Genomic DNA, 10,537 nt, shown 5'->3' with positions numbered 1-10,537 from the left:
CTGGAGGATATCCTCATAAACAACGTTCTTATTATCAGCCGCTATTTCCCAATCGTCACTACTGTATTTTGAGATCACCAAAAGGTGCAATAGAAGGGGCTCAACATTAAGCTCTCTCATGCTGTCAGCGGTAACTGCAGCTGGTATTTTCTCTGGATCAAGATCCTTGAGAGTCGCCCATTTCCGCCAATAGGTTGCCCGCTGATCATTACTCATCAGGCCATCAGGGTCTTCGATTTCATCATCAGCCTGTGAGGGCATCATACATGTTTCGTTAGTCATCTTTGCGATCGGCGCAACGTTGAGCATGTGCTGCACCGGAATATTGGAAGCCTTCATTGCGCCTTCACAAGCCAGATTACGACCCAGCACAAGTGCCCGAATAGGGGTGCCATCTGTGTTTAGAGGTGAAAGCATTAGTTTAAGGGCAAGCAGAAGTTCTCTGGCGTAGCGCTCCCCGTCTTCTTCTTTAGTTGATAGCTCGTCCAGTCCATCGAAGATGATTAGAATAGGTAACTCATCTGTTTTGCGCCAATCCAGGGGACTTCCGGGCAAGCCCGGGCTGCCGTGTTTGCCTGTCGAGGTATCGCGGCGGTCGACATAGCGCGCTATATCATCATGTAGTGAGCCAGACAGAACCATGTGCTGAAGCTGTATGAATAGTACGCGATGAACGCCCTGTTCAATCACCTCATGTGCGAAGGCGCGCGCGAAAGAGGACTTCCCACTTCCCGGCCCCCCGGTAACTACACGGACAGGATCTTGTTGAGCATTTCCAGCCATCCAAGTATGCGTCGCCTTATGTAGCTCAGCTACATGTGCGGTCTTACGCTCTGTTTCAGAACCATCCTCTTTTTGGAATTTTTCAATTTGGTGCCAAAAGCACCGAGGCGGCAGGTAGACAGCTTCAAGCGGAATGACTTCGGCCTCATCTGGAGAGAATATCGGTGCATCCGTATATTGATGGGAAACCCAATATGCATGGCGTGCCCAATGTCCGTCGCGTCGAGCACTTTCGCCCCCAAGTCCTGTAAGCCCATCTTCGAGAACCCGAAAATAGCTGGGATCCTCGCAGAGTGTTCGATTTGAACCAGTTCGCAAGGCACGTCTGAAACGTTCCTCAAGCGTATCGATTTCGAGATCCATACTGGTTGTCGCCTTCAGGAGCATGGCTCCGAGAGCTTGATGCGCTTTATTGAACAGAGGCGAAAGACCTGGGTTTGTCAGCGTAAGGGCATCAAGCTCTTGTCCATCGAACTGCGCCGCAGTCTCGAGAAATTCACTGACCGCTTCATCTTTCTTCCCTGACAGTGGAGCTTTGATGCGCTCAGCCTTTAGCACATCACTAACCGCGTAACTGATCGTCTTAAAAGCCCAGATCCAAGCCCGTTGCCCCGGCTCGTCCTGTGCCGTGCCCGAAAGTGCGCTGAACCCGGATTTCAGATTTGAGAGAACATTCGGAATGTTTGGACCGGCGGGGCTTAGTGCTTCCAGAACCGCCAAGATACCATGAAACCCTGCGTCTATGTAATTGCGTTTGTTGTTTGGAGGAGTGAGTGGAATGGCCATGTTTAACCCTTTACTTTGGGTCATTGTAGCCGTCGGTGGAATATCGGCAAGGTCCGGTTTCCGCCCCGGGTGCTGTCGAGGTCCCGGGCGCAGCGAAAGTCGGCTTTCCCGCCCCTGTTGTCGAAGCATCGGTAATATTCATCTTAACGAAGCCCTCACCACGCATGCGCTGACCACACGATCTCGCCCAGGACGCGCATGCGGTTCATGTCGGGGCCACGGCGGGTTTCGGTCGGGTGGATCGGGTTGTCGGAGGTCAGCACCATCATCTCGTTGTCGACCAGGTCGAGGCGCTTGACGCGGGCGCTGCCATCGGTGTCGACGAAGGCGTAGACGTGGCGGTTGCGGATCGTGGTGCGGCGCTCGTCGATCATGACAAGGTCGCCGTCGTTCAGGGTCGGGGCCATGCTGTCACCCGCAACGGTGAGCAGACACGCCTGCGCAGGTGAAATACCCCGCTCGCGCAACCAGTTCTGGCGAAAGGCCAGTGCGCCTTGCAGGCTGACATCGCCGTTCAAGGCCCCTGCCCCCGCCGCCAGCCGCGCGTCAACGCGCGGGATTGCGGCGAAATCTTCGTGGTCGATCTGGGTAGTGTATACAGCCCCCACTTCGCGCGGCGGACCAAAATATAGCTCTAGATCAAGTACTTCGGCTAGCCGCTCCAGTGAAGCCCAATTGTATCGTTTGTCGCCGTCGCGCTTCATTCGAAAGTTCTTAATCAAAGACGGATGACCGACCGCGAGCCGCGAGGCTTTCGCGTCTGAATAGCCCTTCTTTTTCAGGGCCTCATCGATCTGGTTAAGAATCACATCCATCTGGTCACGATAGCCAGTAATGGCCAATTCGTAAACATAAAGCTACTACAGGCTTGTATTGCCGGGCTAGTAGTGGCTATACTCTCCTCATGAAACAGAGAGACGCCCTTATAACACTCGCCACCACGCTCGCCGCGCATCGCGGGGTCACGCACTATGCGATCTCCATGCGCGCCTTGGGTAAGGGCGATTTCTTCAAGAAAATGATCGAGTGCGGCTGGGATTGCCGCACTGCGACAGCCGAGCGCTTGCTCGCTTGGTTCGACGAGAATTGGGACCGGGACCTCGAATGGCCCCGCGACATCCCCCGTCCATCCGCCAAACAGGAGGATGCCGCATGAGCCCGCGCCCCGACCCCGAAGGCAACCTTCCCCCCGGAAGCGGCTTTGCGATAGCCCTGCTGCTCGCCCTCGTCTTCTGGGCCGTAGTCGCTGCGGGCCTGTCTGTCGCGGTTCTGCGCCAAGGTGCCGCCCCTGAAACACCCCCTTCAACAGAGGATTTAATGTGATGCGGTTATCCGATCTCATTCCCGATGCCGGGCAGTTGCAGGCTGAGATCGCGGCCATCCCGCAGGCGCAGCGCGTGGCGCTGGCTTTGCAGTTGGTGCGCGACATCGACGAGCCGTGCTGTGCGCTGCCGCTGATGCGCCTCAGTCGCTTGGCCGAGGATCATGAGTTGTCGATCCGCAAGGAAGCGTTCGTTCTGGAGCGTGCCCGATGATCCGCCGCCTTGCCCATAAATTTCGTCTCCGCGCGCGTGCTGGCCTGTGCGCTGCGCGGTCACTGCGCCCCGGCTGTGCCCAATCTGCTTGCTCCGGCCGGGGCGTTTTTTCTGTCATTGGCGATGTAGTGGGGGTTATGGCGCTGTTCGTCCTGCTCTTTGCCGTCGCGAGTTTCGGAGGGTGAGCGGGATGAGCCTGCATGTGCAAAGATGGGGCCATGGATACGCCGTTTTCGACGGTAAGGAGCGCTTATCTGGCGCGTTCAGCAACCGCGATATCGCCCTGCGCGCCCAAGACCGGATGGAGAACGAGACAGCCAAATCCAAGCACGCCCGTAACCGCCCCTGCCTGACTTGCGGCACCGAGTTCTGGTCAACGGGATTGGGACACCGCATGTGCGGCAACTGCCGCACCAATTGCGCCGGGCTCGACGCCCAGATGGTGGGCTAATGATTGAACACCTGTCCACAATCACCGAATTGCCGATAGACGCGATCAAGGTCGAGGATCGGTTACGTGACACATCTCCAGACGGCATTGCCAATCTCGTTGAAGCTATAAGGGAAACCGGGTTCAGCGGCAGCATCCGGGTTCGCCGCAAGAAAGATGGAGATTATCTCATAGACGGCGCCCACAGGCTTGCCGCGATGAGGGAGCTGGGCAAGACTTCAATTCCTGTCGATTTGGTTCGCTGTAACGACGCAGAAGCGCGACTTATGGAGATCGACGGCAACCTCATGGGTCAACCCATGACCGTCCTTGATGACGCCTACTTTTTGGCCACGCGCCGGGAGATGATCCAGAAAATCCATCCCGAAATGCGGCAAGGATCAGCTGGGGCTGCAGGACGTTGGATGCAACTGCATTTCAGTGCACTTGCACAAACCATCGCCACAGCTCGGGGCATCAAAACCCGCCAAGTCTATAATATAATGGCAGCCGGAGCGTCTCTTTCACGCGAAGAATACGAAGCCCTTAAACACTCGCCGGCCCTCCGTCTGAATGACTTGCTGGCGCTCAGAAAGATCGTCGGCACAGAGGAGCGCAACTATGTTGTGGAAGCGCTCTCTGAGGGGCTGGTCAAGAATGCGGGGGCAGCACGAAAGGCTTACCTTGCAGCACGCGGCGAGGCTCCAGCCCCGGCGAGCGATAAAGACCAGAAGCTGTCGCGCCTACTCGACGCTTGGGACCGCGCGGGCAAGCGCGAGCGCCGGGCATTCCTCGAGGAACGCGGCGCAGAGGTTGCGGCGTTGTTCGGCGAGCTTGACCAAGGGGATGCGGCATGACTGGCCCGGCCCCTGCGCAGGAGTGGTGGAGTGCGGCTGAGCTGGCCGAGGCTGGGTTGCCCGACCTGCCCGGCACCAAGCGCAAGGTCAATCTGTTGGCGCAACGCGAGGGCTGGGCGCGGCACGCGGGTAAGGTCCGGCGGCGCAAGGGGGCCGGTGGCGGCGTTGAATATCACTGGAGCGTGCTGCCGTTGCGCGCCCGCATGCGACTTAGCGCCGATCTGGTCAAAGCCCCGGAGGAGAAATCCGGCAAAGACGAGGCGTGGGAACGCTATGCAGCGGCGGGCGACAAGGCCCGCACTGAGGCCGAGGCGCGGCTAGAGGCCGTTGCCGAGGTCGAATTGTTGGAAGGGGCCGGGTTGACCCGCTCCGCGGCCGTGCGCGAGGTCGCGCACAAGCTGGGACGGTCCGAGAAATCTCTCTGGAATTACCTCGGGCAGGTCGAGGGAGCGGCCCCCGCCGACCGGCTGGCTTACCTGATCGACGGGCGCGCAGTGCGGCGTGCTCCCGCCCAACGGGGCGATATCGACCCGGCCTTTCTGGCGCTGGTGCGCAGCGATTGGCTGCGCCTGTCGCAACCCTCGCTCACCAGTTGCTATGACCGCGCCGTGCGCGTCTGGACCTCCGAGCGGCGCAACAGCACCGTGCCTCCCCTTCACCAGGTGCGGCGCTGGATCAAGGCCAACGTCTCGGCACCGACAGAAACCTACCTGCGCAAGGGCGAGGAGGCACTCCGCCGCCTCTATCCCGCGCAGGTGCGCAGCAAGGCCTTCATGGTCCCGCTCGAATGCGTGCAGGGCGATTACCACAAGTTCGACGTGTTCGTGCGCTGGCCCGGCATCGACACGCCTGTGCGGCCGCAGATGATGGTCTGGTCGGACGTCTATTCCGGCAAGCTCTTGGCATGGCGTCTGTCGGACACGGCCAACAGCCACACCGTGCAGCTTGTGACCGGTGACCTGATCCGGACCTATGGCATCCCGCAATCAGTTCTGATCGACAATGGCCGGGAATTTGCCGCCAAGGCGATGACGGGCGGCACGCCAACCCGGTTTCGGTTCAAGGTCACGGACGAGGATATTCCCGGGCTGCTCCCGCTCTTGGGCGTGCATGTCCACTGGGCCACGCCCTATTCCGGGCAATCCAAACCTATCGAGCGCGCCTTTCGCGACCTCTGCGACCGGGTGGCCAAACACCCCGCCTTTGACGGGGCCTATACGGGCAACAAGCCAACGGCAAAGCCTGAAGATTACGGCTCCCGCGCCATCCCGCTCGACGAGTTCCGCCTCGTGTTGGAGGAAGAGCTTGCGCATCACAACGCCCGCCCCGGGCGGCGCAGTGAAGTTGCCATGGGACGGTCGTTCAATGAGGTCTTCAACGAGGGCTATGCGCGCGCCACGATCAAGCGCGCGACCGACGAGCAGCTGCGCCTCTGGCTCCTGCGGGCCGAGGGAGTGCGGGCCAAGACCAGCAACGGCGCGCTGAAACTCTACGACACGGAATACTGGTCCGAGTGGATGTACCGGATCGCAGGGGAAAAGGTGGTAGCGCGGTTCGACGCGGATGATTTGACAGCCGGGCTCGAGGTTTATGATCTGGCGGGCCGGTACCTCGGCCATGCCAAGTGTCTCAAGGACGCCAAGTTCCGCGACGTTGGGGCCGCACGCGATCACAACCGAAAGCGCAAGACGTGGATGCGTGCGCAGCGCGACGAGGCCAAGGCCGCGCGCGAGTTGACGGCGGCAGAGGTGGCCGCACGTGTGCGCGCAGCCTCGGGGCTGGCGGCAGACGAACCCCTGCCCGAGGCGCAGGTGCATCAGCTGGTGACACCGCATAAGGCCGCCCCAAAACGGCGGCGCGCGCAGAGCGTCGAGGAGATAGAGCGCGAAGCAGCGCTTGAGGCCCGCGTGACGCGCCTAGCTGAGCATCGCGCACGCCCCGTTGAGGTCGATGAAGACGATCCCAAGGCCCTGTTTCTGCGTGCCCGCGCTCTTGAGAGCGCGCAGGCGGAAGGCGAGACACTCACGCAGGCACAGGCCGATTGGCTGGCCGACTACCAACAGAGTTCCGACTACCGCGCCCAGCTGCGCATGGAGCGCCGCTTCGGTGCCCAAGAGTAACAAGAAAAGGAGAGCAGCATGACCCCTTCCATTGCGCCCCTGCGAAACGTCGCAGCGCTGATCGGCCTCGTTGAGCGCGTCCAGTCCCGCGCCTTTGGCCTGCCCGGCATGGCCACGTTCTATGGCCCATCCGGCTGGGGCAAGACGACCGCCGTGACAGTCGCGGCCAATGAATATCAGGCCCATGTTGTCCAGGTCAAAGACTGCTGGACACCAACCTATCTGGCGCAAGCGATCCTGCGCGAGATCGGCCTGCCATCGCAACGCGGCGTGGCCGCCATGGTCGATGCAATCGGCGCACAGCTTGCACGCAATGACCGCCCGCTCATCATCGACGACGCGCAATATCTCCTGCGCAAGCGGATGATCGAGCTGGCCCGCGACATTTACGAGAGCTGTCAGGCCCCGGTCATTCTGGTCGGCGAAGAAAAGCTGCCGCAGGATCTGACCCGCTGGGAGAACATCCACAACCGCCAACTCGCATGGGAACCCGCCCTCGCCTGCAACCTGCCGGACGCAGAAAAGCTCGCGCCAATCTACGCGGCTGGTATCGACGTCGGCGCTGACCTGCTCGGAGCCATCGTCGACGCCTCGGGCGGCTCGATCCGCCGGGTGGCGATCAATCTGGCACGTGCCAAGGAACTGGCCATGGGCCGGGGGCGGCGTCTGGCCGACCTCGAGCTTTGGGGCAACCGGGCCTTCGAGACCGGGCAACCTCCTGCGGTGCGCCGTGTCGATGATTTCCGCCTCGCCGCCCCACTCGCCCCCGAAAAGATCGTGCCGCTCGCGGCTGAGAAGAAGGCGGGCCGGGCATGAGTGACCTCTTTGATCGCCTTTGGACGCAGGTCCGCGAGCTTGAGGAGTTTGACTGGCAGGCCGTGTCCCGGCTCGGCTGCAGCCGCGAGACTGCCGTGCGCTACCTGCGCCACTGGCGGGACGCGGGCAAGATCCGCGTGAGCCGCGTCACCCGCAATGGCAAACGCTGGTATGCCCCCACAGACCGCCCCCTGCCCGGCCCGCAGCCGGTCTCTGGCGAGGCAACACCCGAGGGCAATATGTGGCGCGCCATGCGCACGCTGCGGCATAGTTTCAGCCCCGTCGATATCGCAGCCCATGCCAACGCGGGCGGCGTCGCCGTCACCGTCGAGAAGGCGCGCGCCTATTGCCGCCAGCTTCTCGCCTCCGAACATCTGCGCGTGGTCGAAATGGCCATTCCCGGTCGCCGCGAAGCGCTCTATCGCTTGGTCGAGGATACCGGCCCGCGCGCGCCCAAACCCGTGCGTCTGGCTGGCATTCTCGATCCCAACACCGGCGAATTTGCCCCCGCGAAAGGTGGTGCAGCATGAGCGCGCTCGACACGGCCCGGGAATTCTGGGGCGAGGATTTGCCCGATTGGGTGGCCGCCTTGGCGCGCGCCTGCGACGAGACCAGCCAGAACAAGGTCGCGGTCAAGATGGAGCGCAGCGCGACCCTTGTGTCGAACATCCTGCGCAACCGCTATCCGGCTGACACCAGCATCGTCGAGGACGTCGTGCGCGGCCATTTCATGCGCGCGGTGGTCGACTGCCCCGCCTTGGGCGAGATCGGCAAACAGGTCTGTCGCAAGTGGCGATCCAAGGCGGCGCAGTTCGAGAATGTGAATTCGCTTACCGTCACGATGTACCGCGCCTGCAACCGTTGCCCGGTCCATAAGGGGGCCGACGATGACGCGGCGTGATGACAGCCTCGATACGCCCGTGTCGGCGCTCGCCGCAGAGGCGGTGCCCGCCCGCGAGATCGCGCGCCGCCTCAGTGTCACGACGTCCCGCGTCCACAGCGTGCTGCATTACCTGCGCCGCCACGGGGCCCCGTTCCCGCCGGTCCGGCTGGGCAAACCCTGCGGGCGTCAAGGCGCGCAGCTGACCCGGCTCAACGCCGAAGTCCGTGGCGCGCTCGAGCCGCATGCCCTCGCGCGGGGCGTGCAGACCAAGGCGCTCGCCGTCCGCATTCTCGAGGTCGTGATCCGCGACAATCTGATCGACGCCATTCTTGACGACAAGGAGACCGACGCATGAACGCCCCCGAACTCAACCGCTGGAGCCCCGATGAGATGCTGCGCCTCGCGGCCTCGGGCGTGGCCAAGGTGGACCTCCTTGGTCCGCGCGGCAGCACACTCTGCTCGATGGACGAGATCGCCGCCATGGCCGCCGTCTGCGCACTGCATGGCGTGGGTCCGCGCCTGCTTTCAACACCCCCTTCAACAGGAGAGTAAAATGTCTGAATTCACCCCTCATCACATCCCGGACGGACGCCGCGAGATCGACGGCAATATCTATATGGGCGACGGCCGGGGCGGCTGGCAGCCTCTGGAAACGGTCAAGCCGCAGCATCTGCTCGAGGATGAAACCGTGCGCAAGATCGTCAGCTACGGCCTGCCGCTGTCCGAACAGGTCAAGCGCTTTAAGGCACACACTTTCGACGACATCAGCGCCTTCGAGGCGATCCTTGCTCAAGAATACGACGCAAGGATTGGCGGCAAGAAGGGCAACAAGACGCTGATGAGCATCGACCAGCTCTACAAGGTCGAGGTGCGCGTGTCCGACCGGATTGATTTTGGCCCCGAATTGCAGACGGCAAAGCAGCTCTTCGACGAGTGTCTGAACGAGTGGTCCGCAGAGGCGCGCGCCGAGTTGCGTGGCCTTGTGACCGATGCCTTCAACACTGACAAGCAGGGCCAGATCAACCGCGCTCTGATCTTCATGCTCCTGCGCCGTGACAGCACCGATGCACGCTGGAAACGTGGGCAGGACGCAATCCGCGACGCGATGCGCACCGTCGGCTCAAAGACCTACGTGCGCTGCTGGCACAGGGCGGCACATGATGCGTCATGGGAGCCGATCACCATCGATCTGGCGAAGGTCTGAGGGAATGAACCGCGCGCTGCAACAACTGATCTTCGCGGCTTGCCGCCAGTTGGGGCTCGACGAGGACGCGCGCCGCGATTTGCAGGTCAGCGTCACCGGCAAGGTCAGCTTGCGCGACATGAACGACGGCGAGCTGCGGTTGATCGTTAACCGGCTGAAGCAGGCCGGGTTCGAGGACAAGCCCCACAACCCGCGCCACAAGCCCGCACCGCGCGCCGATCTGCGCATGATCCATGTACTCTGGCGCAAGCTCGGCCAGTCGGGCGCGTTGCGCGACCCCTCCCGCGCCGGGCTCAACAAGTTCATCCGCGCTCGGTTCGGAGGCGTCTGGGGATCGGTCCCGGCCGACGTCGACATGCTGCGCGAGTGGAAGCTGATCGACGACGTGATCCAAGCGCTCAAGTCTTGGGGTGAGCGCGCCCAGATCGACTTTGACTGGGAGGATCACCGCCGGTGAAAAAGCCCCGCCACCCCGCCTCTGACCATGCCGTGATCCGCTATCTCGAGCGGGTCAAGGGCATGGATATCGACGCGGTGCGCCGCGAGATCGGGCGCGTGGTGGATCAAGGTCTCGAGGCCGGAGCCTGCGGCGTGATCAGCGGCGGGTTCGTCTACAGGATCGAGGGCGGCTGCGTCGTGACCATCACCCGGCGGCACACCCAGCCCCCGGGGCGGCGGCGCAGGAAGGCCCCCCATGGAGCGTGAACCCTCTTGGATTGACGAGATGCGCGCCGATCTGGGCGACACCCCGGTCGAGCGGTTCCTGTCGCGCGTAGGCGGTATGCGGCTTTATGTGCCTGGCACCCGCCTTGCCGACAGCCTCCTAGTGACGCTGGCGGGTCGGGATATTGCCAGATGGATTTCCGCCCGCTACGCTGGCGAATATCTGGACGTGCCCTCGGGCCGCGCTCAGGCCCGGGAGGGGCTCAAACAAGCCCTGCGCGAGGCCCCGGATACGCCGGTTAATGAACTGGCCAACCGTTTCGGCGTCACCGCCCGCCGCGTCTTGCAGGTCAAGGCGGAGCTGGCAGAGGAGGAAGAACCACCCCTCCTCAAGGTCATGCGAAAGGCTTCATCTGAATAAGCTTTGCGGCCCCCTTTATCCTGACGGGAAAGGGGGGCA

General features: G+C 62.2%; 17 protein-coding genes. 15 read left to right on the top strand and 2 right to left on the bottom strand.

All coding sequences use genetic code 11. The annotated features are described in order from the left end of the window. Together VR71_RS24875 and VR71_RS10755 are read right to left on the bottom strand one after the other, a co-directional pair. On the bottom strand, window positions 1-1,569 hold a 1,569-nt coding region (locus tag VR71_RS24875), incomplete at its 3' end, for a hypothetical protein (RefSeq protein WP_296430207.1). Between the two features lie 155 nt (window positions 1,570-1,724). Further along, window positions 1,725-2,384: a LexA family transcriptional regulator gene (locus VR71_RS10755; RefSeq protein ID WP_045683765.1), complete on the bottom strand. Its 660-nt coding sequence runs from the start codon at window positions 2,382-2,384 to the stop codon at window positions 1,725-1,727. An 89-nt stretch (window positions 2,385-2,473) separates the two neighbouring features. Here VR71_RS10755 and VR71_RS10750 point away from each other — a divergent pair, with 89 nt between their 5' ends. From VR71_RS10750 to VR71_RS10685, 15 genes are all read left to right on the top strand, one after another. Then, window positions 2,474-2,725 (top strand): hypothetical protein, encoded by a 252-nt coding sequence (locus VR71_RS10750; protein WP_045683762.1) that lies wholly within the window; start codon window positions 2,474-2,476, stop codon window positions 2,723-2,725. Further along, complete coding sequence (locus tag VR71_RS24870) at window positions 2,722-2,892, top strand: hypothetical protein (RefSeq protein ID WP_296430205.1); 171 nt, start codon at window positions 2,722-2,724, stop codon at window positions 2,890-2,892. The genes VR71_RS10750 and VR71_RS24870 overlap by 4 nt, the downstream gene beginning before the upstream one ends. Further along, entirely contained in the window at window positions 2,892-3,104 is a 213-nt protein-coding gene (locus VR71_RS10745) for a hypothetical protein (protein WP_045683758.1), read from the top strand. The genes VR71_RS24870 and VR71_RS10745 overlap by 1 nt, the downstream gene beginning before the upstream one ends. Window positions 3,105-3,294: 190 nt before the next feature. Next, on the top strand, window positions 3,295-3,555 hold the full coding sequence (locus VR71_RS10740; protein WP_045683757.1) for a hypothetical protein: 261 nt from the start codon (window positions 3,295-3,297) through the stop codon (window positions 3,553-3,555). After that, on the top strand, window positions 3,555-4,391 hold the full coding sequence (locus VR71_RS10735; RefSeq protein WP_045683756.1) for a ParB N-terminal domain-containing protein: 837 nt from the start codon (window positions 3,555-3,557) through the stop codon (window positions 4,389-4,391). Before VR71_RS10740 ends, VR71_RS10735 begins: the two co-directional genes overlap by 1 nt. Further along, window positions 4,388-6,511, top strand: coding sequence for a transposase domain-containing protein (locus VR71_RS10730; RefSeq protein ID WP_045683755.1), 2,124 nt, complete (start codon window positions 4,388-4,390; stop codon window positions 6,509-6,511). The genes VR71_RS10735 and VR71_RS10730 overlap by 4 nt, the downstream gene beginning before the upstream one ends. A gap of 18 nt (window positions 6,512-6,529) precedes the next feature. Continuing rightward, complete coding sequence (locus tag VR71_RS10725; RefSeq protein WP_045683753.1) at window positions 6,530-7,327, top strand: ATP-binding protein; 798 nt, start codon at window positions 6,530-6,532, stop codon at window positions 7,325-7,327. Then, window positions 7,324-7,857, top strand: a complete 534-nt coding sequence (locus VR71_RS10720; protein ID WP_045683752.1) for a crosslink repair DNA glycosylase YcaQ family protein — start codon at window positions 7,324-7,326, stop codon at window positions 7,855-7,857. Before VR71_RS10725 ends, VR71_RS10720 begins: the two co-directional genes overlap by 4 nt. Then, window positions 7,854-8,228, top strand: coding sequence for a hypothetical protein (locus tag VR71_RS10715; protein ID WP_045683750.1), 375 nt, complete (start codon window positions 7,854-7,856; stop codon window positions 8,226-8,228). The genes VR71_RS10720 and VR71_RS10715 overlap by 4 nt, the downstream gene beginning before the upstream one ends. Then, entirely contained in the window at window positions 8,215-8,565 is a 351-nt protein-coding gene (locus VR71_RS10710) for a hypothetical protein (RefSeq protein ID WP_045683746.1), read from the top strand. Before VR71_RS10715 ends, VR71_RS10710 begins: the two co-directional genes overlap by 14 nt. Then, entirely contained in the window at window positions 8,562-8,762 is a 201-nt protein-coding gene (locus tag VR71_RS10705) for a hypothetical protein (protein ID WP_045683743.1), read from the top strand. Before VR71_RS10710 ends, VR71_RS10705 begins: the two co-directional genes overlap by 4 nt. A 1-nt stretch (window position 8,763) precedes the next feature. Further along, entirely contained in the window at window positions 8,764-9,414 is a 651-nt protein-coding gene (locus VR71_RS10700; RefSeq protein WP_045683740.1) for a DUF3164 family protein, read from the top strand. Window positions 9,415-9,418: 4 nt separating this feature from the next. Next, the gene (locus tag VR71_RS10695; protein WP_045683737.1) at window positions 9,419-9,871 is read left to right on the top strand and encodes a gp16 family protein; all 453 of its coding nucleotides are present in this window, start codon (window positions 9,419-9,421) and stop codon (window positions 9,869-9,871) included. Then, window positions 9,868-10,119: a hypothetical protein gene (locus VR71_RS10690; protein WP_045683734.1), complete on the top strand. Its 252-nt coding sequence runs from the start codon at window positions 9,868-9,870 to the stop codon at window positions 10,117-10,119. The genes VR71_RS10695 and VR71_RS10690 overlap by 4 nt, the downstream gene beginning before the upstream one ends. After that, complete coding sequence (locus VR71_RS10685; protein ID WP_045683731.1) at window positions 10,109-10,498, top strand: hypothetical protein; 390 nt, start codon at window positions 10,109-10,111, stop codon at window positions 10,496-10,498. Before VR71_RS10690 ends, VR71_RS10685 begins: the two co-directional genes overlap by 11 nt. Window positions 10,499-10,537 lie beyond the last annotated feature (39 nt).

Origin of the sequence: Roseovarius sp. BRH_c41 (assembly GCF_000961715.1) — a bacterium.
Lineage (GTDB): Bacteria > Pseudomonadota > Alphaproteobacteria > Rhodobacterales > Rhodobacteraceae > Roseovarius.
The sequence above is the reverse complement of the archived record's forward strand: the minus strand, read 5'-3'. Positions and strand labels throughout refer to the sequence as shown.

Coding starts and splice junctions, on each gene's coding strand:
- VR71_RS10755 (WP_045683765.1), bottom strand. CDS start 2,384: ATGGATGTGATTCTTAACCAGATCGATGAGGCCCTGAAAAAGAAGGGC.
- VR71_RS10750 (WP_045683762.1), top strand. CDS start 2,474: ATGAAACAGAGAGACGCCCTTATAACACTCGCCACCACGCTCGCCGCG.
- VR71_RS24870 (WP_296430205.1), top strand. CDS start 2,722: ATGAGCCCGCGCCCCGACCCCGAAGGCAACCTTCCCCCCGGAAGCGGC.
- VR71_RS10745 (WP_045683758.1), top strand. CDS start 2,892: ATGCGGTTATCCGATCTCATTCCCGATGCCGGGCAGTTGCAGGCTGAG.
- VR71_RS10740 (WP_045683757.1), top strand. CDS start 3,295: ATGAGCCTGCATGTGCAAAGATGGGGCCATGGATACGCCGTTTTCGAC.
- VR71_RS10735 (WP_045683756.1), top strand. CDS start 3,555: ATGATTGAACACCTGTCCACAATCACCGAATTGCCGATAGACGCGATC.
- VR71_RS10730 (WP_045683755.1), top strand. CDS start 4,388: ATGACTGGCCCGGCCCCTGCGCAGGAGTGGTGGAGTGCGGCTGAGCTG.
- VR71_RS10725 (WP_045683753.1), top strand. CDS start 6,530: ATGACCCCTTCCATTGCGCCCCTGCGAAACGTCGCAGCGCTGATCGGC.
- VR71_RS10720 (WP_045683752.1), top strand. CDS start 7,324: ATGAGTGACCTCTTTGATCGCCTTTGGACGCAGGTCCGCGAGCTTGAG.
- VR71_RS10715 (WP_045683750.1), top strand. CDS start 7,854: ATGAGCGCGCTCGACACGGCCCGGGAATTCTGGGGCGAGGATTTGCCC.
- VR71_RS10710 (WP_045683746.1), top strand. CDS start 8,215: ATGACGCGGCGTGATGACAGCCTCGATACGCCCGTGTCGGCGCTCGCC.
- VR71_RS10705 (WP_045683743.1), top strand. CDS start 8,562: ATGAACGCCCCCGAACTCAACCGCTGGAGCCCCGATGAGATGCTGCGC.
- VR71_RS10700 (WP_045683740.1), top strand. CDS start 8,764: ATGTCTGAATTCACCCCTCATCACATCCCGGACGGACGCCGCGAGATC.
- VR71_RS10695 (WP_045683737.1), top strand. CDS start 9,419: ATGAACCGCGCGCTGCAACAACTGATCTTCGCGGCTTGCCGCCAGTTG.
- VR71_RS10685 (WP_045683731.1), top strand. CDS start 10,109: ATGGAGCGTGAACCCTCTTGGATTGACGAGATGCGCGCCGATCTGGGC.